Annotated in this window: 18 protein-coding genes and 2 pseudogenes; 9 read left to right on the top strand and 11 right to left on the bottom strand. The window is 41.2% G+C overall.

Translation table 11 applies throughout. The features are described 5' to 3' along the window. Positions 1–17 precede the first annotated feature (17 nt). Together ACZ42W_RS21640 and ACZ42W_RS21635 are read right to left on the bottom strand one after the other, a co-directional pair. The gene (locus tag ACZ42W_RS21640; protein WP_464167323.1) at positions 18–2,249 is read right to left on the bottom strand and encodes a sensor histidine kinase; all 2,232 of its coding nucleotides are present in this window, start codon (positions 2,247–2,249) and stop codon (positions 18–20) included. Further along, a complete protein-coding gene (locus tag ACZ42W_RS21635) occupies positions 2,227–2,919 on the bottom strand; it encodes a response regulator transcription factor (protein WP_464167322.1) in 693 nt (230 codons plus the stop codon). The genes ACZ42W_RS21640 and ACZ42W_RS21635 overlap by 23 nt, the downstream gene beginning before the upstream one ends. Positions 2,920–3,165: 246 nt before the next feature. On the opposite strand from ACZ42W_RS21635, the gene ACZ42W_RS21630 reads away from it, so the two are divergent. The 5 genes from ACZ42W_RS21630 to ACZ42W_RS21610 all read left to right on the top strand — a co-directional run bounded on the left by ACZ42W_RS21630 (position 3,166) and on the right by ACZ42W_RS21610 (position 7,190). Continuing rightward, complete coding sequence (locus ACZ42W_RS21630) at positions 3,166–3,561, top strand: GntR family transcriptional regulator (RefSeq protein ID WP_464167321.1); 396 nt, start codon at positions 3,166–3,168, stop codon at positions 3,559–3,561. After that, positions 3,558–4,472 (top strand): ATP-binding cassette domain-containing protein, encoded by a 915-nt coding sequence (locus ACZ42W_RS21625; RefSeq protein WP_464167320.1) that lies wholly within the window; start codon positions 3,558–3,560, stop codon positions 4,470–4,472. Before ACZ42W_RS21630 ends, ACZ42W_RS21625 begins: the two co-directional genes overlap by 4 nt. After that, a complete protein-coding gene (locus ACZ42W_RS21620) occupies positions 4,450–5,199 on the top strand; it encodes a hypothetical protein (RefSeq protein ID WP_464167319.1) in 750 nt (249 codons plus the stop codon). The genes ACZ42W_RS21625 and ACZ42W_RS21620 overlap by 23 nt, the downstream gene beginning before the upstream one ends. Beyond that, on the top strand, positions 5,196–5,966 hold the full coding sequence (locus tag ACZ42W_RS21615) for a hypothetical protein (RefSeq protein ID WP_464167318.1): 771 nt from the start codon (positions 5,196–5,198) through the stop codon (positions 5,964–5,966). The genes ACZ42W_RS21620 and ACZ42W_RS21615 overlap by 4 nt, the downstream gene beginning before the upstream one ends. 186 nt (positions 5,967–6,152) lie before the next feature. Further along, complete coding sequence (locus ACZ42W_RS21610; RefSeq protein ID WP_464167317.1) at positions 6,153–7,190, top strand: acetylxylan esterase; 1,038 nt, start codon at positions 6,153–6,155, stop codon at positions 7,188–7,190. Positions 7,191–7,366: 176 nt separating this feature from the next. Here ACZ42W_RS21610 and tlp read toward each other — a convergent pair whose 3' ends face one another. Continuing rightward, entirely contained in the window at positions 7,367–7,582 is a 216-nt protein-coding gene (gene tlp, locus ACZ42W_RS21605) for a small acid-soluble spore protein Tlp (protein WP_464167316.1), read from the bottom strand. A gap of 279 nt (positions 7,583–7,861) precedes the next feature. Between tlp and ACZ42W_RS21600 the strand changes: the two genes are divergently transcribed. From ACZ42W_RS21600 to ACZ42W_RS21585, 4 genes and pseudogenes are all read left to right on the top strand, one after another. After that, positions 7,862–8,395: a nitroreductase family protein gene (locus tag ACZ42W_RS21600; protein ID WP_464167315.1), complete on the top strand. Its 534-nt coding sequence runs from the start codon at positions 7,862–7,864 to the stop codon at positions 8,393–8,395. A gap of 11 nt (positions 8,396–8,406) precedes the next feature. After that, complete coding sequence (locus ACZ42W_RS21595) at positions 8,407–9,138, top strand: M48 family metallopeptidase (protein ID WP_464167314.1); 732 nt, start codon at positions 8,407–8,409, stop codon at positions 9,136–9,138. Between the two features lie 47 nt (positions 9,139–9,185). Next, positions 9,186–10,037 (top strand): alpha/beta hydrolase, encoded by an 852-nt coding sequence (locus ACZ42W_RS21590; protein ID WP_464167313.1) that lies wholly within the window; start codon positions 9,186–9,188, stop codon positions 10,035–10,037. Further along, positions 10,019–10,134, top strand: a pseudogene (locus tag ACZ42W_RS21585) (YdcF family protein); the annotation flags it as partial. The gene ACZ42W_RS21590 and the pseudogene ACZ42W_RS21585, both read left to right, overlap by 19 nt. Positions 10,135–10,332: 198 nt before the next feature. Here ACZ42W_RS21585 and ACZ42W_RS21580 read toward each other — a convergent pair. The 8 genes and pseudogenes from ACZ42W_RS21580 to ACZ42W_RS21545 all read right to left on the bottom strand — a co-directional run bounded on the left by ACZ42W_RS21580 (position 10,333) and on the right by ACZ42W_RS21545 (position 23,845). Then, positions 10,333–11,912: pseudogene (locus tag ACZ42W_RS21580) on the bottom strand (IS1182 family transposase). A gap of 274 nt (positions 11,913–12,186) precedes the next feature. Next, complete coding sequence (locus ACZ42W_RS21575) at positions 12,187–13,380, bottom strand: IS256-like element ISDha1 family transposase (RefSeq protein WP_011459365.1); 1,194 nt, start codon at positions 13,378–13,380, stop codon at positions 12,187–12,189. 270 nt (positions 13,381–13,650) lie between these two features. Further along, a complete protein-coding gene (locus ACZ42W_RS21570; RefSeq protein WP_464167312.1) occupies positions 13,651–14,229 on the bottom strand; it encodes a hypothetical protein in 579 nt (192 codons plus the stop codon). A gap of 133 nt (positions 14,230–14,362) precedes the next feature. Next, a complete protein-coding gene (locus ACZ42W_RS21565) occupies positions 14,363–16,501 on the bottom strand; it encodes a S8 family serine peptidase (protein WP_464167311.1) in 2,139 nt (712 codons plus the stop codon). Between the two features lie 143 nt (positions 16,502–16,644). Next, positions 16,645–18,309 (bottom strand): prenyltransferase/squalene oxidase repeat-containing protein, encoded by a 1,665-nt coding sequence (locus tag ACZ42W_RS21560; protein WP_464167310.1) that lies wholly within the window; start codon positions 18,307–18,309, stop codon positions 16,645–16,647. 344 nt (positions 18,310–18,653) lie between these two features. Then, positions 18,654–20,234, bottom strand: coding sequence for an IS1634-like element ISDha15 family transposase (locus tag ACZ42W_RS21555; protein ID WP_015261909.1), 1,581 nt, complete (start codon positions 20,232–20,234; stop codon positions 18,654–18,656). A 167-nt stretch (positions 20,235–20,401) separates the two neighbouring features. Then, positions 20,402–21,049 carry a hypothetical protein gene (locus ACZ42W_RS21550; protein WP_464167309.1) on the bottom strand — a complete coding sequence of 216 codons (648 nt, stop codon included), beginning with the start codon at positions 21,047–21,049 and terminating at the stop codon, positions 20,402–20,404. A 621-nt stretch (positions 21,050–21,670) separates the two neighbouring features. Next, positions 21,671–23,845 (bottom strand): transglycosylase domain-containing protein, encoded by a 2,175-nt coding sequence (locus ACZ42W_RS21545; RefSeq protein ID WP_464167308.1) that lies wholly within the window; start codon positions 23,843–23,845, stop codon positions 21,671–21,673. Positions 23,846–23,947: the final 102 nt, after the last annotated feature.

The following is a 23,947-nucleotide window of genomic DNA, read 5'->3' as shown; positions in this document are numbered from 1 at the left end:
GGCACTTTCAAGGGGTGTCATCGTGCTGAATCCAGTAGGATGGTTACCTTGAACAAATCACCATCGATCTCAATCGTTAAATCTCCCTCGTGTAGGTCAACGATGGACTTAGCGATAGCAAGCCCTAGTCCTGATCCGTCAGTATGACGGGAGGTATCCCCTCGTTTGAAGCGCTCGTAGAGTTCATTGACGTTTTCACCCAGTTCGTATTTGGTAACATTTTTAAAGACAATTTCTACTTTTTCTTCTAGGAGTTTGACGGAGAGATAGACCCGCGTGTTCTCCAGTGAGTACTTAAGAATATTACCGATCAAGTTGTCAAAAACACGCCACAATTTTTGTCCGTCGACGGTGGCATAGAGCGGTTTTTCCGGAGTCGTCACCCGAAAGGTCAGGGTGGATTCATGGATCGCTTCGTTATGCTCGCCGAGGGCTTGCTGCAAGAGCTGAACCAAATCGACTTTTTCCTTAACGAGTTCAACACTACCGCTTACCATTTTTGATACTTCGAATAAATCATCGATAAGAACCTTTAAGCGCTTTGCCTTTCGATCAATAATCTGGACATACGCTTCACGGTCTTCCTCTGTCAACTCCGGAGTTTTTAACAATTCAGTATAAGTGATAATCGAGGTTAATGGAGTTCTTAGGTCATGACTCACATTGGTGATGAGTTCAGTTTTTAAGCGTTCACTTTTTGCTCGTTCCTTTTGTGAGCTTTTTACGCCACTTTTGAGCTGGTTCACGTTCGCCGCGAGAGTCGCTAGAGAAGATTTCCCCTTGATGGGTAAGTCAGGTACTTGGGTATTCCCTTGCGTGAGGTCAGTTGTATGTATCACGATCCGATTAAAATACCCCGTGCGCTTTAGGATGATTATCAATGTGGGGATTCCGAGGAGGATAAACGCAGGAATATAAACCACGAGGACTACTGGCTCGAGAATTACAGCCACAGCTCCAGCGCCGAAGACGAAGACCACAGCTAAGAGAAGCAGGGCTTGGGTTCCCATACCCCGATTCAGGAAGACGGTTTGAATCGAATCGTAGGCTTTATGGAGGAGACTTTGATGCCATTCCGCTTTGAGACTTGCCCAATCTTTGGCTTGAACTCTCTCAAACCAGAATTTCCCCTGAATCGCCGTTAAGACGACAAAGGCTGAGGCAACCATTACATCAAAGAGAGTCTCTTCGAAAAATTGATAAGGAGCGTTCAGGAGATAAAAGTGAGGCTGCTGGGTTAAAAGAATCAAGGTGAGGAACGTCGAGAAAACCATTCCCAACCCACGGACATCAAGCGGAATACGGTGATAGAGGGTGCGAATTTTTTCCCAGGGAAGGTGATCCATCAGGGTTGTTCTACGAAAGAGCGTGATACTGAGTGTCAAAGCTAGGATGGCTACTAAAGTATACAGCAGGAAGGCGTTCTTCTCTGTTTGGTACCCTTGATAATTGATGAGGACGGTACTTGTTGAGGGAGATGCTTTGGGCACTCCGACATGGCCTTCAAAGCGATGTTCCTTGGCTGAGAGAATTTGTTCGACGGTATTGTTATAGGGAAAGCTATGGGATCGATACATCATGGGTCTATGGTCATTATTGATCAAAGGATTCGTCTTTATAGTAAGCATCGTTTGATCATTCATGACTTGGCTGAGATCGGTATCGCTCGGTAGAGTGAGATTGGTGTACACTTTTCCTGATGTTGTATCTCTGAGGTAATAGCTAAACTCTGTCTTAAGATTCCCAAACTGTGCACGAGAACGTTCAAGATCCTTGTGGAAATCGTCGATGTTCTGTTCTTTTTCTTTTATGACTTTAGTCCGAACGTAATCATCCGTTAAGAAATTGTTCTTTATGTCCTCGATTTTAGTATCTCTTTCTTTTATGTAAGCCTCTGTAAGCTCCTTATTCTTAAGTAAATCGGCTTCGTTAATTTTCTGTTCGTATTGATTTTGGATGTCTTGAACTTGCTGACCTAAGTCGCCATAGCGATAGCGATGTTCATTAATTTCATCGGTAGAGACGGTGATTTCTTTTTTCATCTCTTCGCTGGATAGGTAATTCAATTCGAAGGCACTTAAGTAACTCATAAATTCGTCCGACTGACTTTGAAATTGCTGGGTCTGGAAGTAGTCCCTTTTGAGGTGGTCTCCCCCGTTCGTAAGTCCAGATAATACTCCTTTTGAACCAAAAACAAACAATAAAATAAGGGCCAAAAACGTTAATCTATTTTTCCATCTTGTATCCAATTCCCCACACCACCTTCAAATATCTCGGATTCTTTGGGTCAATCTCAATCTTTTCTCGGATTTTACGAATGTGTACTGCCACGGTATTCTCTGCATTAAAGCCAGGTTCTTTCCAGACCCGCTCATAGATCTCATCGATCGAAAACACTCGTCCTGCATGGGTCATGAGGAGTTCGACGATCTTATATTCTGTTGCGGTGAGCTTAACGGGCTCTCCGTTTACGGTGACCTCTTTGGTGGATGGATCTAAGGTTAGGCCGTTCAGACCAATGACTCGATGCTTATCTTCATAAGCACCGAACGTGACGTACCTGCGAAGTTGAGATTTCACTCGCGCTACGAGTTCCATGGGATTAAAAGGCTTCGTCACGTAGTCGTCTGCACCTACTTGAAGTCCAAGAATCTTATCTGTATCCTCACTTTTTGCACTGAGAATGATTATGGGGATGTTCAGCTTTTCACGAATCTTAAAGGTGGTGGCGATTCCATCGAGACGAGGCATCATTACATCCAGAACAATTAGATGAACGGTCTGTTCATTCAGCTTTTCAATCGCTTCAAGTCCATCTTGTGCCTTAATCACCGTAATTCCTTCATTTTTTAGATAGATTTCAATGGCATCGCGAATGTCTTTATCATCATCAACGACTAGGACGAAGGTCTTCTCCATGCTTCACTCTCCCTATATCGACACACGTCAATTTCTCGTTGTTCCCATGGGACTATCTATAGAATACACTGAAAATCTTAAGATGGGGTTGGGATAATCCTTAAGAGTATCTTAAATTATTAATTTGACAGGTTCCTCTGTTTACAAAAGGAGCTTTTTCCCATAGAATGTAACCATAGTACATTACATGACTAATGTACTGATGCAACTAATCGCTAATCTGCATTGATTCAGGAGGTGAAGCCTGTGATCTTTAACCCCGATAGTATTAAGCCCATTTATCATCAAATCGCTGAGTGGCTTGAGGCAGAGATATTGAGCGGAAACCTCACGGAAGATGAACGAATCTATTCCCAGTATCAGCTTGCCGATATGTTTACGATCAACCCTGCTACGGCAGCGAAAGGCCTTAATCTTCTGGCAGACGAAGAAATTGTCTATAAGAAGAGAGGGCTGGGGATGTTTGTATCCCCTCATGCGAAACAATACATTTTGACAAAACGTAAAAAACAGATCCTCGGTCAGATGATCAAGGATCTCGTCACTGAGGCTGAGCGTCTTCGTGTGGGGGAACGTGAACTGTTCCAGATGATCGAGCTGGCAAGGAAAGAATCTCATGGGGAAGGGGAGGAAGGAAGATGAGTGTGATCGAAGGCCGTGACCTTAAAAAGTCCTACGGTAAAATCCAGGCCATCAATGACGTATCGTTCGTTATAGAAGAAAACAAAATCACAGGACTTATCGGTAGGAATGGTGCCGGGAAGACAACGCTACTCAGGATGATGGCTGGACATTTAAGACCAACCCAGGGTGAAATAACGGTTTATTCACGAAATCCCTTCAATGATCTAGATGTTTCTGGGAAAATGATTTTTGTGGACGATAGTATGGCTTTTCCTGATTCGTTTACGCTCGAGGATATCCTCAGAGAAGTGGCACCTTTTTATCCGAATTGGGATAGTCAGCTGGCCAAGGGCTTGTTTGATTATTTTAGGCTTCATCCGAATCAGCGTCATAGCAATTTGTCCAAGGGAAGTAAAAGTATCTTTAATGCTATTCTTGGAATCGCCTCACGGTGTCCCCTCACCCTAATGGATGAACCCACGACCGGAATGGATTCAGCCGTGCGAAAGGACTTTTATCGGGCCTTGCTCAAAGATTATATCGAGCACCCCAGAACCGTGATCTTATCCAGTCATTTGTTAGGCGAACTGGAAGAAATCCTCGAAGATATTCTGCTGCTAGACCAAGGAACAATGCGGAGGCATCTTCCAGTCCTAGAAATGAAGGAGTATGCAATAGGCTTTAGGGGGAATACCCAAGCTGTTCTGGATGGTGTTCTACGTGACCTTTGTGATGAAGATATCCTCTATCAAGAGGAGTTTGCCAAAGGGAGTGTTTACGTCGTGGTTAAGACGGAACGACTTCAAGAGGGGTATGAGAGGATAAGACAAAACGGGGTCGAAATCCTTCCCGTTTCCATTGATGATCTGTGTATTCATCTCACAGCAAAGACAAAGGGGGGGATTGATGATGTCTTTAAAAGAGAGTAGTCTTTCATCCATCGTGTTGAAACAGTATGTGTATAAGCTCAAAGGACATTCTGGATTAGTCTATTCACTTATGTTTACCCAACTGATTGGCTTGCTCCTCTCCATGGGTCCAAGGGCCGGATCATCCTCAGGAAGTGACTTTTTAAGCGTCTCTGTCAGGACGTATTCTGCAGATACCATTCAGATATTTTCCTTCGTCTGGATGATCGTGATAGCCTCCTTGCTTGGCTCTAAAGCCTATCGGAGTATGGAATTTTCCCTCGTTACGAATCGAGTCTCAAGCCATCTATCCAACATCTTGCTCTTAGTGACATGCTCTGTTTTCGCTGGAATGACGGCAACTCTCATGAGTGTGCTTCAGCGAATCATCATGGTGTTCACTCTTAGGCCCTCGGAGTTCATTTTTGACGGTCTTCGAATAGCCCCGGCCGATTTATTCCTTGGAATTTTCATCTCAAGTCTTTATATGCTCCTTTTAGCGGCAGGCGCTTACCTCATTCGAGTGATTATCGAACTCAATAAGTCTTTTGGGATTCTCCTTACGATAATACTTGTTGCCTTCGTGATTGGAACCGTGAGAATTTTCGCATTAAATGTTGAGAAGTTCATTCGGTTTTATGCTTCTGAAAGTTCCCTAGGGATCTTTGTCTTGAAGGTACTGTTCACGGTCCTCGTTCTTTTCGGGCTAAGTATTTTTACTTCCAATCGAATGGAGGTTAAACGATGAATTCAATAATGTCACTTTTTCTCCTCGTTATCGTGATCGCCCTCTTTTACTTTCTGGCAAAGGGGCTGTGGCCGAGGATAACTCGAAGATTAACCTGGAAGAACAATTTGATTTCAGCAGGGATCTATTTCGTACTCCTCCTCCTCCTCGTTCCTCTATCCGCCTTGCTTCCGAAGGATGACTTCGTTCGGTCGAGTAAAGTCGGGGACAAGGAACTCTTAATCACTCAAGCTCCTCGCGACTGGTCAGTGGATTCACAGAAGTATCATATTCCACTGGATGGACATTTCGATGAACAATCAGGATTATATAAGAACAGCAGTCAAACATTTCAAGCGGATACGAGTCAATTAGCGCTAGTAAGCTCTGAAAATACAGGATATAATCTGATTTTCATGGAGAGAAAAGAGAGCAATGATGGAGAAATTGAAGTCAGTAGCTATGTCGCACCTCATTATGCCGACTCCATCGATTTCACTCGAATGGTTTCGCCCCCGAGGATTTCCTTCGAGAAGGGTACCATAACGATTGAAGCCCCAAGCCAACAGAATTTAGCGTTTAAGAACTTGAGTGATAGTTTTACCGTGAATCAATTCAAGCAGAAGGATCAAAACACTCGAGAGGGGAATGTCTCAATGTTTGGTGGGAACGCAGTCTATATTCGAATCCCCAAGAATTTGGAGGTCATCCAGAATGAAGGATTTCAGGGACAGATTAATTGGGTAAATAACCCAATTAAGATGATAGGAAGATCGCAGAAAAGTTAAATGAGAGTATGAATCAGTTTAAACAATAGAGTAGAATCTAAAAATCGTCCCCTAACTCAGTTAAGTTGAGTGAGTTCGGGGACTTTTGCATCGATTCCATGGCTAGTAGGAGGTCTTTGAACAAGAATCGAGAATACTAATCCAGAATGATTCAGTAGACCAAAGAGATATGAGGTGTATAAGAAAATGACACTAATTGAAGATAAATTACGAGAATTAGAAAGCTATAATCCCGTAGGGACTTGCCCGGAGGATTTTGAGGTCTTCTGGCAAAAAGGCCTTAGTGAAGATCATCCAGCAATCGCACGGTTGCAGCTCCAGGCGATCCCCTATCCCATCCCTAAGGTAGAAGTATTTAGTGCTTCTGTTCGTGCGGGTGATGGGGTTAATCTGAAAGGATATTATCTTCGGCCAGCCTTAGATAAAGGCCCTCGACCAGTTCGAGAGGCTCCGCCCATCCCCGGGCTCGTACGTTTTCATGGATACTCGGGCAACCGAGGACAAATCTCCGAGCTGCTTTTCTGGGCCTTACAAGGGTATGCGATCCTTGGACTCGATGTCCGTGGCCAATGTGGAGAGACTCCAGATGAACGGGTCTATTCTTCAGGAGCCTTCTCAGGGTGGATGACCTTGGGGTTGGATTCCCCTCATAATCACTACTATAGGCAAGTATATCTTGATGCAGTACGTGCAGTAGTAGCACTAGGTCATCAGCCCGAAGTGGATGAGAAGCGAATTGGCGTGTTTGGGAAAAGCCAAGGAGGAGGGCTTGCGGTCGTTGCCGCAGGACTGATAAATGCGCTAAGAAGAGAAGTAGGACTCCAAGCACAAGTTAAGGCAGTGAGTGCAGCCATTCCTTTTCTTGCGGATTTCCGTAGTGGGTTTAGGCTACATAGTGATGGACCTCTTGCTGAGCTTTCCTGGTATTTCCGCCTTAACGATACTGAACATCAACGCGAGGAAGAGATATTCGAGGTCCTGGAATATTTTGATGCTGTTCACTTTGCCCCATGGATTGGGAATAAGACGGCCTGCTTAGTTTCTATGGGATTAAAAGATACTGCATGCCCGCCGCCAACGATCTATAGACTCTATAAAGCATTGAGCGGAGAAAAGAAGCTTCTCGTCTATCCGGAGTATGGGCATGAATCGCCCGATGAGTTTGTAGATAGGCTGATAGAATTTTTTGCGAAGGAATTATTGCCCCATGAGAATGGTCGGTAGTTTTAGGCAGTCCAGCTATCTCAATGGAAAGAAGCCGCTCAGCTGATTCTTATCGGCTAGGCGGCTTCTTCTTGAGCGTTTCACTTTTCACTGAAAAGGCTGGTGTAAGATTAGTTTCATCCTAAATTGGAAGGGAAAGCATGCGTTCTTGAAACGCAGATATTAGGGTGATGCTTTTATTGTTGAGATTCGTCTTTTTTTTCAGCTACGAAGCTTTTAATACTCTCTTCGCGTCGATCATTTTTAGCTTCAATGGCTTGCTTCTCGTCAGCTGTAATCTCATCTGCATGATTATTGAGGTAATCCTCTGCTTCATGCAAATTAGCTAGAGTATGGTTGATATGTTCTTGCAAATGAATTTCATTATCCGCCCGATTATCTGGTTTAGCCAAATTAATCCCCTCCTATTTAATCATGACTTTATGTTGACCAAAATCGCAGGATGCTATGCAGATAAAAGAGAAAAAAGCCTTCATCTACTAGCGAATACTCGCAAACTGAAAGGATAAGGGTTGATAAAGTTAACACGAGAAGCAGGACTTTGTAGTGCTTTGCTCGAATCAGATAATTCAAGAATTCAAATCTCCGGGATATTTTAATGTTTACGAGTTCATGAGGGAATGCTAGGGATATAAGAGGAGAATACGTTTCAAATTATAGGAGGAATGAGTATGAACTTTCTTGAGATCGCCCAAACAAGACGAAGCTTGCGGACCTATCTACCCACACCCGTCGAGCAGGAGAAACTTGAGTATATCTTGGAGTGTGCTAGGCTAGCTCCTTCATGGAAGAACCTACAGTGCTGGCGCTTTATCGTGGTGGAGAATACGGAAGAGAGACTGGCCCTTACGAATGCTTTTGCGGAAACAAATCCTGGTCGGAAGGCACTCGCACAGGCACCGCTTATTATTGTACTATGTGCCCTTCCAGCGGAGTCTGAAGTTTGGGAAGGCAAAGACTTTATGATGCTAGATGCTGGGTTAGCGATGGAACACTTGATCCTTGCAGCTACGGAACAAGGATTAGGGACGTGTTGGCAAGGTTTGTTCTCTGAAGAGGAAGTGCGAAACACTTTAAATATTCCGGAAAATGTCCGAGTCTTGGCAATGACTCCTCTGGGGTATCCAGCTGAGACGAGACGCCCTCGTCCGAGGAAAGAACTGCAGGAGATAGTATTCAAGGGGACTTGGGGAGAAAATTTTTAGGAGCAAGGGAAATGCCATCATCGTTGAAGCTTGGGAAGACGGTCATTCCCTACGAAGAAAGAAAAAGCGCACGCATCAAACGAATTTCGATTCGTGTCACTCCAGATAAAGTAAGGGTATCTGCGCCAGCTCGATCTTCAAAACGCGAAATCCAAGCCTTTATCGAGAAAAACAGTGAATGGATCTTAGAGAATTGGGTGAAACTCCAGGAGACGATCATTAAGCCCTCGTTGCGACTTTACGAGACGGGGGTTAAAGTTCTTTATCTGGGGAGGAATATAGAAATTCGGATTTCAGAAGTTGAGCAAAAAATGATCAGTGCTCGCTTTGAAAGCAAAACGGATATTCTAAATATTACTGTACCTCTAGGTATCGAACAGGAGCAAAGGCAAGAAGCTGTTCGCGAAATTCTGGAGAAGTGGTTTAAGCAGAAAGCACGCAACATTTTCCTGCAGAAGCTGGATACTTGGAGCCAAGCTATGGGGGTAACTTATAATCAGTTCCGACTCAAGGAGCAGAAGACTCGCTGGGGAAGCTGCTCTAGCCTAGGGAATATTAACTTAAACTGGCGTGCCATCATGGCAACCGAGTCAATCATCGATTATTTAGTGATTCATGAGCTTACCCATCTTAGGTACTTGAATCATTCTCAAGATTTCTGGAATTTTGTAGCCCAATACTGTCCAGAGCATACGGGCTGCAGAAAATGGTTGCGCGAAAATGGACATACACTAGTCTTATAGCCCTGCGGCCTATGGTTGCAGGGCTTTCATAAAGGAGAGAAAACACCATGAGCGAAGAGTATCAATTCATAACCTCGGCTCAGGGGATTAAGGTTTTTTATCGGCAGAACATGCCGACCGATCTGAAAGCAATTGTTATTGTTAGTCACGGATACGCTGAGCATTCTGGCTTCTATATCTCGCTTATGGAGTTTTTGGCCTCTAACGGATACGGTGTTTATGCTTTGGACCATCGCGGACATGGGCGTTCTGAAGAGGAACGGGGGCATATAGAGAGATTTGAGTTTTTCCTCGAGGATATGGATGCTTTTGTCGACTTTATACTGAATAAACATGAGGGACTTCCGCTCTACCACTTTGGACACAGTATGGGTGGACTTATCTCGTTTGCTTATGGGATTCTTCATCCAGAGAAACTTCAGGGTCAAGTTTTCAGCGGTGCTGCAGTGGGGCGTCCAGCAGGGACAAGGTGGATCCATAACTGGATTCTAAAGTTGGCCAAGTCGTTCTTAAATCGATATAAGATCTATCCAGTATTGAGTAGACGTGGGACTCGGAATATGGAAATTAGAAAGTATTCTGGTGGGGATCCCTTGGTTTTGAGCTATGCAACCGCAGGTTTTTTCTGCGAGTTTATTGGTCGTGGGGTTCAATTTGCCCAGAAGAATGCATCCGACTTTCATGTGCCCTGCTTATTTCTCCATGGGACAGATGATCTAATTGTTCCATATCGGTCTTCAACAGGAATATTCAAGAAGATTGCTTCAGAAGATAAGGAACTTAAGCTCTATAGAGGATTATATCATGAGCTCGTGCAGGAGCCGGAACGAGAAGAAGTTATGAAGGATATCTTGACCTGGCTTGATCAGCGAGTAGGTCAGCCAGGCGCAATGGGTTAAATCAGTGGGAATTCCTTCTCCGACACCCTGGTATTTGCGGCCGAATGCTTACTTGCGGGAGTATTTTGCTGTAGTAAAGTCCTTGGTCTTTGATCGAGAAGTGTACATTAAAAAAATAATTATCACGATTAACAATAAGGGGGCGTCGCAAAACTGCTTTTTAGAGTAGTTAGCGATGCCCCCTTCTCCTTTATGTAGTAGGAATTTAGACTATCATACCCGATAATAATTCTAACTTCTCTGCTCTACTTAATTTTGAGTATAGCAAAATAAGCCTCTCGTTTTAGGCTCATTTTTATAATCTTGTTAGGCCGTTTTTAACGGATGAAGAGGCTTTCCCCATTCGTTCTTTCTGTATTTTCGCATGAAGTTTATTCACGTTATAGCCAAAATACAGCAGAATGAATTCAGTTATTACGCTGTTTTTACCCCGTGTTAAAAATCGGTTGAAGTTGTAGTCGTTTTTAAGAACGCCAAAGGCTCCTTCTACCTGGATTGAACGATTAACTCTTAGTAAAATTCCTTCTTCTGTTGTGATGTTATCATAGGAGACTTGACGTTTTTCCACGAACCTTTTGGATACTTGCAGTCTCCGATTTCCTTTTGCTTTTGTACAACTAGGTTTATAGGGACAGTCACCACAGTCTTCACATTCATAGACTGTTATTTCAGAGCGATAACCCGTTTTCGATGTTCGATGGGTGATTCCTACAGGTTTGAGCTGCTTTTCATTATGGCAGGTATATTCGTCAGTCTCCTCATTGTAAAACATATTTTCTCGTTTACTGATGTCCTTTTTAAAACTTTTCTTTTTCCATTGTTCATAGGTTTGTGGCTTTATGTAGTAATTCTGTTTTTGTCCCTCTAGATAAAGATAGTTTTCTTCACTCTCGTACCCTGAGTCAGCGATGATGTTCTGATATCGGGCTTTAATCTTGGACTCCAAATTATTTAAGAATGGAATAAGCTTGCAATGTCGTTTCGATCTTGAAAAATCCCCACCCCTGTTACATACTCACTTTCCACGCCAATCTGTACATTGTAAGCAGGCTTCAATTGGGCATTGCGCATATGATCATCTTTCATATGCATGAAGGTTGCATCAGAATCGGTCTTGGAATAACTGTTTCTTCCGTCAAAGAGTTGGTTATGGGCATCATACTTTTCCTGGCGGGTATAGAACTCCTGTAAGGATTCGGTGAACTTCTGCAGATTTGACTTCCGTTTTCCAATACCCTTAACGAACTTGATCTGCTCTTCTTGTCGTTTTTCTTCGAGGTAGGTCATCGCGACGCTTAGGTCAGCCAAAACGGTTTCTTGGGTGATTTTAAGGTCAGTCCCATAGGTCTGGTTGATTGCGTCTATGGAGGACTGAATTTTCAAAAGCATATTTGCTTCATTTTTATTGACGACCTTTTTCCAGACAAACGTATACCGGTTCGCATTCGCTTCTATTTTTGTTCCATCGACAAAGAGATTTTTAAACATCACCTCTCCGATATGATGGAGATGATGCACCATTTGATAGAAAAGGTCTTCTACGGCAGCTTCCAGATAGTCCTTTCGGAATCTGGCAATGGTACTGTGGTCTGGTATCTTGCTGCCTTCCAAAAGCCACATGAAGTTAATATCTCGTTTACATGCGCTTTCAATCTTTCGACTTGAGTAAATATTGTTCATGTAGGCATAGGTTAATACTTTGAACAGGATTTTGGGTTCAACTGCAGGTTTTCTTCCGGTGGAAGAGTATGCCCTGTATAGTGCCTCGTAATTTAATCCCACCAATATGTGGCTTAGCAGTCGAACGGAGTTATCCTCGGGTATTAACACCTCCAAATTAAATGGCAGAACTAATTGATAGCGAGCCTTTAAGATAGTGTCAAGAAATGTTCGCAAAAACCATCAGAACCCCTTAAGGCTAAATGTTTTATGTAAAAGCGTAAGTTGGGAAGAGTGTCAAGGGTGATGCGAGGGATACCGGAGGCCGTCAGGCCGAGGATATGCTCGGCATCATCCCATTGACACGTGCACCCTACCAAAACGCTTGAAGACGGCAAAGTCTCTTTCACCCCAAAGAGTAACCCTAAATCAAAGAGAGTTTGCTTGGCTAGCGCCGAGCGTCATGCTTTTCTGAATTAATGATTAAGGCTTACGCAGCTTTTGAACGTTCCTGCTCAATCGAAGTGATGATTTTTGGATTGATATAGGATCGGCCACTGCACCAGTCTTCGCTATACTCAATAAGGTAGCTGGTTACTAGCCGAATATAGGAATCCATACTTGGGAATATCCCAACCACCCGGGTTCTTCTACGTACTTCTCGGTTGAGTCTTTCCAGCAGGTTGGTTGACGCGATCTTTCTTGAATCAATCTCTGCAAAGCTGAAAAACTGTAGTGAGTCTTCCAACCCTTCTTCCAGAGTTTTAATGGCTTCAGGATATTTGGCCTCAAACTCATCCATCAGAGAATTAGCGTATTTCTTTGCACTGCTATAGTCTGGTTGAAGCCAGATTTGCTTTAGTTTATTAGCAAACGCTTGCTTATCTCGACCGGATATATGAGCGAGGATGTTCCGCATAAAATGCACTTTACAGCGTTGCCAGGAACACCCGATAAAGGACTCTTGAACAGCTTTAACTAACCCTTTATGGGCATCTGAGACAACCAGCCAGACTTTCTCTAGTCCTCGTGACTTTAACTTTTCGAAGAGACTGGTGTAGGTTGCTGTGGACTCTTCTGGCATGGGCTCTACGGCCAGAATATCTCGTTTGCCTTCTAGATCAATACCCGTTACAATCAGCACTGCCATATTTTTGACCCTTCGATCATCTCGGATTTTCTCATAGAGAGCATCCACCCAGAGTACGGGATAGACTTTATCGAGACTTCGATTACGAAAGGCTTCAACCTGTTCGTTCAGTTCTTTAGCGATGCTTGATACCTGACTTCGTGACATGGAGTCAATGCCTAAGGACTTAGTGAGTTTCTCTATTTTACGGGTGGATACGCCATTAACATAGGCTTCTTGAATCACATTCATCAAGGCCAATTCAGAACGTTTCTTACCTTCCACAAAGAAAGGGATATAGCCGCCATTTCGCAGTTTGGGTACCATTAAATACAGTGTCCCCATCCGGGTATCGAAACGGCGAACGCGATAGCCTGATCGATACCCTTGACGTTCAGTAGACCGTTCTGATTTTTCAGCACCTAGCTTTGCATCCACTTCTGCTTCCATCAGCCTTTCGCAGAGCCATTTTAACATAGCCTGCATGGGATCTTCTTCGGTTACAAATTTCATTAGCATTTTTTCAAAAGGTACGGTAGAATTTGGGTAAGCCATCGGTTAACAACTCCTTTTTGGTTTGCTTCAGCACTTACCTTTTCGGAGTTACCGATGGCTTTTCCTTTTTTACTTTTGCGAACTTAATTGTACTCTATCGCCTTTAATTCGGTATAATTCTTACCTGTATGATTTGGTTTGTTGCATAATTAAATTATACGCTAACTGCGGGTTCTTAGGGACCCGCAGCTTTTTTTTTTCGAAATAAAATGGGGGCGTTGCTCACGAACTATTCTGTTCGTTTTGCAACACCCCCATCGTAGTCTCGTATTATGTATTCCCACTTACTGAGTACCACTTAAGCCCCTCACCTCTAATATTCTCTGGATATCTATATTCATATAATAGGGTACCATCTTTTGAAAACGCTAAGGGCCTAAGTTCAGTTAATTGGAATGCCTTATTCCATGAATAAATTATCGGAATATTAACAGTTATCTCTTTCTTGAATCGTTCATTGGATGGTCCAACTTCGACGTATGCAATATTTGGATCTAGAGTTTCTACTGCAAAGATAGTAGCCTGACCTCGTTTATCGTGATAACTCATCCAACCCACTGTATTAATCATATCCGGTGATGGTTGATCATCATATACGCTAGTAGATGCCTTCCATAGAAACTTATTCTTAATTGCTATAGTTGTTTGAGGTCCTTTTGGTGTCTTAAAAAGGTATATTTTACCCCAACCGAAATCAACATCTTCGAAAGGCACTGAGTTTTTCCCAACATCTAAATGTGCCCTGGCCGCATCTAACGATGTAAATCTATACCCACTTAAATAGAGAACCGAGCATATTACAAGAAAAATAGCAAAGCCTTGCGAAATCCTGATATATTTTTTCTTCATTTCCTAACCCCTCCCTCAAGTGTACTTCTCTCTTTATAGAATTTATCATGACAATAATCTTCTATAGAAAAAAAGAACTGCCTTTATTGAAGACACTATTGTTATCAAAATAATTAGGAATTCAAAAAATTTTCTATGGTAACAAAGTAAGCCTTAAATTATTTACCGCCGAAAAAAAAGCACTTATAAGGAGAACTGAAAAATTATCACCTGAAGCACTAATATCTGAAGCTCGAACCGAAGGGAAAAAGACATTATTTACCATGGTGTTTGTTAAAAAGCGATCCTCTCCTCCTATTCGCGATGGCCCAGGTAATTCTTCCATAGCTGTATCTGAAATCACTCCGTATCCTCCAACCACAAGTGTATCAGTAACCCATAATTTATTTAATGCATTTATTGTTTCTACAGGAAGCGAGTTACTTTTATTTGCTAACAAAATTGGTTCGCCTCGTGTGGCTGCAATAGAGGCGATGGAAAAAGCATCTGGGAAATTTTCCCCACTAACTATAACTGCGTTACCCGTTGTTCCTAAATTCTGTGCTATTAGCGCAGCTGTAGCATATCGGTTTGCTCCAGATAATCGATTAACTGTAAAACTTTTTGATAAATACATTTCAACCTCGTTAGAAATATATTCTGATCCACCAATTAAATAAATCGATTTTGGGGCAAGTTTTTGGATCTCTGACGTAACTCTCGGATCTAGATAACCAGAATAGGTTAATAAGATTGGTGCAGAGAGTTTATAAGCGAGAGGAACTACTGCCAGTACATTTGAAAAATCATCAATATTTGTTAGGATTACAGCATCCGATCCAGTTGGATATGAAGCCTCTGCAACTTGTATTGTCGATGCAACACTATCCGAATTGGATAATTGTAAATTATTCGGCGAAGGCATCTGTCCGATACGGTAAATTCCAGGTTCATAAATTCCTACTGTAAGCACTCTTTCATTTACTCCACCGGCTATACGTATCCAACGGGATTCATCCCAACGAAAGAGATAGTTCAGAAGATTAGATTGTTTTACTACAGGGATAGATAGATAGAGAATTTTTTTAGGCATTTCAGAATTACTCCAAGAAACTTGAATAGCTTTAGATCCAGGAATAATACTAGATGGAAAAGGGGCGGGTGCATCTATAGGTTGTAAGTTTATTGTACCGGAACTGTTCCATGTTAAAGGTGAAATTGATAACGATGCTTCGTTCGAGATATCCTTTATAGTACCACCCGTATAATCGATTATTGCGGGTGATACTAGCGTTTGTTGATCTGCGATTTTTATAGCTCTATAAGCATTTGGAAGACCATAGCCTGATATGGAAGAACGTACAGATTCATCGAGCCTTTTAGCAGACAGTTTAATAATTGATATAACTTGCCGAGAAGTTAATTCTGGGTGGGCACTCCAGAGCAGGGCTGCCACTCCAGATACGAATGGCGTGGCTAAAGATGTACCATAGGTGAAAATAAGCTCGTTTTCACCTGAAATTCCTATACTATCACTTAATATTTTGGTTCCTGGAGCTACGAAGTCTAAACCATTTCCAGTATTAGAAAAAGATGCTACACTATTATCTTTAGTCAGTGCGCCAACTGCTACAACTTCAGGCATCGATGCTGGAAATAGTATATTCGTATCTTCTTCATTTGAATGATTGCCCACCGCTGCAACTATTAAACTGCCTTTAGATTGGGCATATTTTATAGCTTCTTTCAGCGAAGCATCCATTGAAAAACTACCGAAACTTAAATTAATAATTTGTGCTCCATGATCTGCTGCCCATTTAACTCCTTTTCCAACACTTACAAAATCATCACCGCCTGAATTTCCGAATACTTTAACTGGTAAGATCTTTGCCTCCGGTGCAACACCCATAAGCCCAAGTCCCTTCCCATTTCCTGCAATAAGACTTGCTATTTGTGTTCCATGTCCATGGCTATCTATGGTTTCAGCGAAGCTTGTTCCTTCGGTAAGGGCGTTATAACCAGGTATTAAATTTTCCTTAAGATCACCGACATTCATATCCACACCTGTATCAATAACTGCTACAGTAATACCTTTACCACTAACACCTAATGACCATGCTTTTGGAGCTTCAATCGAATATAACCCCCACTCTAAGGAGGTGATTTCTTCATTAGGTATAGGCAATTGTGATGCAAAGGTATTGTTTAACGGAAAAACAAATATAACAATTAACAAACTTATAAGAAAATATCTATAATACTTCGAAATTATGCTCAACAACTCCCTTTTCATTTTTTTATTAGCACCCTCCAAGATAATTATAAGTCATTCCGATTTCATAAATTGAACTATTATTTTAATTAATAATATATAGGGTACGTACAAATAGTGTATACTACCAACTGTTTTAATGAATTTCAGTATAATTAAGTTTATTACTCTTCGAGTAATGCTTGTAATTGCAATCCTGAATAAGTAGATATTAAGTCTGAACCACTGCTTTCTGCTCCCATTTTAAAGCCACCTCTTTGAGTTTCCTTTGAGGAATCTAACCAGTTTTTTAAGTTCTTTTTATTAACCGGCTCGCTATTTAGTAAACTTAAAGCTAGTGTTGCTTTGTATGTGGTATAAATATATGATTTCCCTTCTTCACCGAAACCTCCATCTATATTTTGTTGTTTTTTTAGCCAATCTTCAAGGCTATCCTGTTGGGGTAACGTAATATTAAGCTTGTGAGCTAATTCAATTAAATACGCTGTAGAAACGATATCTAATTGTGGAATTGAATCAAGTTGTTTAATAATAACTTCCTTATTAATTTTTTGAGTATTATTATCTAATTCGCTTGAGATATCGAGTAACATATTAAGTTTTACTAGATTCATTTTATTTTTCAATTCGTAACTATTATTCAATTCATTTTCTAAATAGTTATCTAGAAAACCTTTCTCTTTATCTGTAAGTTTATATCCTAATAATTCTAATGATTCGATTGTATAATAAACACTTTGGATATCTGGATTTTCATTACTCTTGATCCAAATTCCTAGTAATTCTGATAAGTATTTTTCGTGAATTGTATTCATTGGGTGATTTAGGAAATTCATAATGTTTAATGCATAATAAGTTTGAGCAACACTAGGATAATTCTTATATAAAGGATGGAAACCTTTGTTTTCTATGTAAGATTTCATAACTAAATTAATAATTTGGTCACGTTTTTTAGATTCATAACCTATTTTTTTTAAGATTTTGGTTGCGATATATGTTCCCTGAATGTCAGTGGATGATGAATTTACTGCCGAAAATCCGCCATCCATATTTTGATTATTAATCAAAATGATTAGGGTTTCATAAGAAACTTCTGGTAGATTTAATAGTTTATTCAAGTTGTCTATATTTTCATAACTTAATAAATTCGGCACATTCTTTTTTAATTTTGAGAATTCTACCTTAAAAGAATCATTATTAACAAAATCCAAATTAAATCCAAATTTATTAACAATTGTTAATTGCTTTTCGATTTTGCCTAATTGATTATAATTTAAATTACTAAAATCTTGTTTTCTTAGATCTTCGATAATTGAATTAATGGTATTTTCTTTTTCCATTTGAGTTATCATCCCAATTTTATCAAGAGATAAAATCCGAAAGTACTTAATTAAGAAATCCTCACTATTTAATTCCTGTAAATAGCTCGAAATCTCTTCTTTTAAATTAGTATCATAATTAATCATTTCTAAGATATTTAAACCATAAAATATTTCACTTATTGATTCTTCTCTGGGTCTTTCTGAAAGAATCCTATTTAAGATTTCTTCAATATAATCACCTATAGTAAAATTGTTTATTGTTGTTGGAGATAATTCTTTTAATACCATTAGAGACCAATAAGTACTGTACAAATCAGGTTTTCTTGATGCTTCATTTAGAATATTATTAAAACCGCCTGTCTCTATACTTGTATTATCAATTAACTTAATCGTTTTTATTTCCCAATCTGTATTAGTTAAATTGTCATAAGTGCTTCTATTTTTAATGATAAATCCACTTAAAAAGATAGATATTAATATTATGAAAATCATAGATTTCTTTATCAATTAAATACCTCCAAACTGATATCATATAAGAAGATCATATCTCAATTTGTGCTAAAATATAAATACTATAGTTACGGTATTTAGTTGAAAACAACCTAGATACCATAACTATAGCTTTAGTTTTGAGGTAGGACAGAATATTTTTGATTAATTATTATTCTTTAAATAGGAAATAGAATGTCTCCAGTTGAATATGCTCTATAATCATGATAGTTATAATTAGCAATTGCTTGGTCTGTTTGACTCGAGTTTGACACCTCGAAAGCTGTAACTATTGAATTTCAAGGGCTTCCAAACTTTAGATTTGCGCATACCACTACAATTCCCTGTTTGTGGGAATTCATCTATACCTTTTGAACTCTTTCTGGAATCCTTGCCCCGACTGCTTTAAATGCGATCGCTGCAGCGCCATGAACCTCGGTTCGTACTAAGTGTTCCTGATCTTTAACTTTAATTTTAACGGCATGGACTTTCCTTAGCGCACGAATTACTTCGGTATAGCCGTATTCACTTTCGCAATTCATAAGAAGCTTTTGAAACTTGATCTGCATTACGAGTGCGAGAAAGCAAAGCATAATGTGTCCGCAGATCCGCCGTTCCGTCCAGTGGTAGACCGGACGTAAATCGAGCGTACTCTTGAGATTTCGAAACGCACGTTCAATTTGCCATAAGTCTCGATAAGCGGTCGCGACTTCCTCTGTAGGAAGCTGAGTATTCGTTTGCAATATGTATAGACCATCAAAAAGAGCTGCTTGTTTTAGTTTTTCCTTATTAATCGTTGCCGCATCCTGTGTGACGTTGATGTACTTTTTGTATTCGCTGTTCCCGATTAAATCCTTAATATTCCCGTGTTCAAGCTTGCTACGAAGTTTAATCTCAATCTTTTCTCGAACGGCTTGATCTCGTTTAGCCTCTTCTTCGTTTAAACAAACAATATATCGATCTCCTCCGAGGGTAACTTCTTTTACCTTGAGGTTATCCTTAACAAGAGTATACGGTTCAGGGGAAGCTACGATTTCAGGGCCAACTTTAACATTTCGCATCCGAACTCCCAGGATGTATTGAAGGTTCAATTTCTCGAGAAGCTCTAAGGTCCGCTTGCCCATCATGCCCCGATCCCCAACAACAATAACACGTTGGATATTAAATCGTTTTTTCAAATCACTGACCGCTTCAATAAATGCATCTGTATCCGGGGTATTCCCAGGGAAGACATGATGAGCAATGGGAATTCCATCCCTCGACATCAGCATTCCAATCATAACTTGGAGACGATCCGGCCGATGGTCCTTGGAATGGCCATATTCGAGAAGGTCGAAAGCCCCTGCGTCTCCTTCCACATACGTGGAGGTCGTGTCAAAGAAAACGAGATCCAGTTGACGGGTAAATAGGTCGGTATGATGGTAGAAAAGTTTCTCTTCAATCATTTCCTTGTTTTCATCCAAGAAGTCGATCGCTCGATAGAAATGATGAAGCTTCAAACTCTCTAACTCTGGGCGATGGACGGAATCTTTCCAATCGCTGACTCCCAGTTTACTGGTGGGCTCCGTTAAGCGATTTAAAACCATACAGAAGATGGCTTCTTGTACATCCACACTTAATTCTCTCTCGCAAAAGAGTTGAGCCAGTATTTCATGAAGTCCAAGGTTTTCCCAGAGTCGACGAAAGACCAAAGAGGGTCCATACTCTTTACTCCAGTCTGCAAAGAGATCTTCAGCGGCATCCACCACAGCAAGTTTATCGGAGAACTTCGCAAGAGAGCGAATCAGGTCGTCAAGTTTCCCATTTTGGAGATCCTCCACTCTCCCCAAGTTACAAAGGACTTTTTGACGAACCTTACCCTCTTCACGACGGCTCTCACAGATTTGAAGGTAACGGCGTTCCGAGCCGTCCCGATTGTAGGCTGTTTTAATACGTGCAAACATAGCAACACCATTATACCACTTAAATCGAGGTGATAACAGTAATTATTTGCCAACGTGCGGCACTACATTCTAAAGTTTCAGCGGTTTTTTGGAAGGATTTTTAGCTTTGAATCCGCATGAAAAGCCATAATTAAAAATTAACAGCAACAAAATTTTCGTTGTTGCTGTCAAACTCGAGTTTGAGTAGCTCCAAATAATCCAAAATAACTTGTAGCCTTTAAGTTAGAATAGCTACTGCTTACAAAGTCAGTCCCAGTATATGTCGGTGACTCATAATGAGCTGAACTATCACTTGTTTTCGAAAACCCTCCTGATGTTGGCAAAGCAAATGATACATTTAATCCAGAAACACTAATATCTTCGGTTAGCCTTAAAGAGTTAGGAACCCCGGGATCGGTCCATTCACCATATTGAGATCCATTTAACGTCGCATGAGCCTGAGTTAAATCAGACCAAGATATACTGTGAAGGTACGAATGTCCATGTGCTGCCCCATCGTACCCATCATCATAAGAAGATTGATCATAGGCACTTAACTTGATTTTTCCGTTATCTGATTTAAAATTATTTTTTATAGTTTCCTTTAAAGCCTCACGATCTTTAATATCTCCACTTATGGTAGTTTGACGTCCCGTTCCGGGTTCAGTAAATGTAAAAAATTCATTACCCGCTTTATCTGTAAATCTCTGTGTATCCTTAAAGCTTTTCACTTGATTTACACTAATTGAATCTGAAGTTGAAGCCATCACAAAACTTGAATTTGGTAAAACAAATACAAAACTTGAAAGAACTATGGCCATAAGTTTTTTTCTCATTTGCTTATCCCCCTATTTTTTAATCCGAGGTTACATTACAAAGAACAATTTTCTTAGCTAAGGCCAATTCATTTAGATCACCCCTATCGATAAAATCCGGGCTATATCAAAAATGTTCTATAGCCAGAGCAACATTCCTAGTTAACCTGGTTGTACTTTCGTTTTACTTGACTAAATCATCGTTTTACTAATATAAAGTTGTTAGTCAATTAAAAGGGGGCGTCGCAAAACTACATTTTAAAGTAGTTAGCGATGCCCCCTTCTCCTATATACCGTAGGAATTTAGACTATCATATCCGATAATAATTCTAACTTTTCTGCTCTACTTAATTTTGGGTATAGCAAAATAAGCCTCTCGTTTTAGGCTCCTTATTATAATCTTGTTAGGCCGTTTTTAACGGATGAAGAGGTTTCCCCATTCGTTCTTTCTGTATTTTCGCATGAAGTTTATTCACGTTATAGCCAAAACACAGCAGAATGAATTCGGTTTTTACGCTGTTTTTACCCCGTGTTGGTTATTGTGGACCTGTAGCTTTATTTTTTATGAAATAAAATGGGGGCGTTGCTCACGAACTATTCTGTCCGTTTTGCAACACCCCCTTATAAGCGTCATGCAGAAGGTTAATTGTTCTTCTTATCTTTTCCTTTGCCAGGTTTTTCGGCTGGGGCTTCTATGGTGCCTCCTGAAGAGGAACCGATCCCAAAGCGGTCTAATAGGTCATTGAAGAAACCCGCAGAACCATTTTTCTTTTTACCATTATCTTTATTATTGTCTTTATTGTCGTCTTTTTGATCGATCATATCGTCGGATGAAAATTTATCCTCTTTCCAATCCATTCGATATCCTGCAGGCATGTCGAAGGCTTTAACTGGAGCATTCTTCAAGGAGCGGGAGAGAACCTCACGGAAGACAATAGCTGGGTTGGAGCCGCCAGAGCTAGTTAGGTAATGGGTCCGGTCTGTTTTGTCATACCCCATCCAAACTGCGGCTGTAAGTTCAGGGGTGTAGCCGACAAACCAAACATCTTTCTGTCCCTTGGAGATTCCTGAAAACTCAGAAGTCGGAGGAAGCTCTACAGAACCCGTCTTACCTGCGACTGGCCGATTTCCGAAGGCTGCATTTTTGGCTGTCCCGCTAGTCACGACATTTTGGAGGAGGAGGGTCATGGTATAGGCGCTATTTGAATCCGTCACTTGGGTAGACTTAGGTTTGGCTTGGGAGAATATATATCCGTCTGAAGAGGTAATCTTTGTTATGGCATAAGCTTCATTCATTACTCCTTGATTGGCAAAGGCACTGTAAGCCTGGGCCATTTCCAGGGGGGATACTCCCTCTGAGAGTCCGCCGAGAGCTAAGCTTAGATTTTTATCCTTATCACTCAGCGGGATTCCCGCTTTTTGAGCAAAGGCTTTTCCGGTATCAATACCAATCTCATTGAAGAGCCACACCGCGGGGATGTTCCAGGAGTTATTGATGGCTTCTTGCATTGTTACCCACCCTCGGTTTTGGTAATCCCAATCCTTTGGCGAATATCCGTTCAAGTTAAGGGGACCATCATAAAGAAGGGTATTGGGCCGATAGCCTTTTTCTAGAGCGGGGCCATAGACGATAAGGGGTTTAAAGACTGAGCCGGGTTGGCGTTTGAGTTGGGAAGCGTGGTTAAACTGCCTAAAGGCACTTTCCCCACGATACCCAACCAGTCCGCGAATTCCGCCGGTATGCTGATCGATGATGGCAATTCCACTTTGGACGATCTGATCCGATTTTCCTGCAGGAAAGAAATGGTCATCCTTATAAACTTCTTCGGCTGCTTTCTGTACGTTGAGATCCATCTGAGTGTAGATCTGTAACCCACCTGTAAGGATCTGGTCTTGGGTAAAGCCGTAACGGGCGATGGCCTCTTCAATGACATAATCCACATAAGGGGCATACTTTCCTGAAAGGTCGTTAAGTGCATCTTTTCGTAATGCGATGGGAGCAGAACGAGCGCGTTCATATTCAGCAGCTGAGATGAACGCTTGCTCCTTCATCAAAGAGAGGACCAAGTTGCGGCGTTCTAAGGCCTTCTCTTTCTTACTTACAGGAGAATAGATACTTGGGGCGTTAATGACTCCAGCAAGCATGGCAGATTCTTCGAGGTTTAATTTGTCTGCACTCTTACCAAAGTAGTAACGAGCAGCTTCTTGAACTCCCCAGCGCCCTTCACCATAGTAGATCTGGTTGAGATAAGCCTCAAGGATTTGTTCCTTGCTAAGGGTAAGTTCGATCTTAAGAGCATAGCCGGCTTCCTTTAATTTTCGGCTAACGGTCTTATCGGAAGGTAAGAAAAGATTCTTAGCAAGCTGTTGTGTAATGGTGCTTCCCCCTTCGGAGAAGTCACGAGTTTTGAGATCGCGGGCAAGTGCTCGGAGAATCGCCCAAACATCAACCCCCTGGTGCTCATAGAAGCGCTTATCCTCGATCGCGATGATGGCCTCTTGCATATCTTTCGGGACCTTATCAAGTGTGATGGGCTCAATCCTCGAGGAGGATAGTTCGGAAATTTTGCTTCCCGTTCGGTCATAGATGAAAGTAGGTTGGGCGAGTGGGCTTTGGAGTTTACTAACATCGAGAGAAGATATCCAAAAGGCGGTACCTCCTAGGGTGATGAGGATAATCATAGTAAAAAGAATGCCTAAGCCGCGCCAGAATTTCGGCTTTTTCCAGAAGCGAGATTCTTTTATGAACTTAATCTGCAGAGATATTTTTTGGCGTAGGGATTGCCATAGCCCCTTGAATTCGGGGAGTTTCTTCATTTTTCTTGGCCTCCTTAGGGTTGAAAGCAAAAAGACCACCAGTCTCTGAGACGGATGGCTTTATCTTACAGTGCACCTATATATTATAATACGTGAAAAATT

It is taken from the genome of Desulfitobacterium elongatum (assembly GCF_055378975.1).
This window is presented reverse-complemented; position numbering and strand designations above follow the sequence as displayed.

Coding starts and splice junctions, on each gene's coding strand:
- ACZ42W_RS21615 (WP_464167318.1), top strand. CDS start 5,196: ATGAATTCAATAATGTCACTTTTTCTCCTCGTTATCGTGATCGCCCTC.
- ACZ42W_RS21570 (WP_464167312.1), bottom strand. CDS start 14,229: ATGAAGAAAAAATATATCAGGATTTCGCAAGGCTTTGCTATTTTTCTT.
- ACZ42W_RS21595 (WP_464167314.1), top strand. CDS start 8,407: ATGCCATCATCGTTGAAGCTTGGGAAGACGGTCATTCCCTACGAAGAA.
- ACZ42W_RS21610 (WP_464167317.1), top strand. CDS start 6,153: ATGACACTAATTGAAGATAAATTACGAGAATTAGAAAGCTATAATCCC.
- ACZ42W_RS21575 (WP_011459365.1), bottom strand. CDS start 13,380: ATGGCTTACCCAAATTCTACCGTACCTTTTGAAAAAATGCTAATGAAA.
- ACZ42W_RS21625 (WP_464167320.1), top strand. CDS start 3,558: ATGAGTGTGATCGAAGGCCGTGACCTTAAAAAGTCCTACGGTAAAATC.
- ACZ42W_RS21620 (WP_464167319.1), top strand. CDS start 4,450: ATGATGTCTTTAAAAGAGAGTAGTCTTTCATCCATCGTGTTGAAACAG.
- ACZ42W_RS21545 (WP_464167308.1), bottom strand. CDS start 23,845: ATGAAGAAACTCCCCGAATTCAAGGGGCTATGGCAATCCCTACGCCAA.
- ACZ42W_RS21550 (WP_464167309.1), bottom strand. CDS start 21,049: ATGAGAAAAAAACTTATGGCCATAGTTCTTTCAAGTTTTGTATTTGTT.
- ACZ42W_RS21565 (WP_464167311.1), bottom strand. CDS start 16,501: ATGAAAAGGGAGTTGTTGAGCATAATTTCGAAGTATTATAGATATTTT.
- ACZ42W_RS21555 (WP_015261909.1), bottom strand. CDS start 20,234: ATGTTTGCACGTATTAAAACAGCCTACAATCGGGACGGCTCGGAACGC.
- ACZ42W_RS21635 (WP_464167322.1), bottom strand. CDS start 2,919: ATGGAGAAGACCTTCGTCCTAGTCGTTGATGATGATAAAGACATTCGC.
- ACZ42W_RS21590 (WP_464167313.1), top strand. CDS start 9,186: ATGAGCGAAGAGTATCAATTCATAACCTCGGCTCAGGGGATTAAGGTT.
- ACZ42W_RS21600 (WP_464167315.1), top strand. CDS start 7,862: ATGAACTTTCTTGAGATCGCCCAAACAAGACGAAGCTTGCGGACCTAT.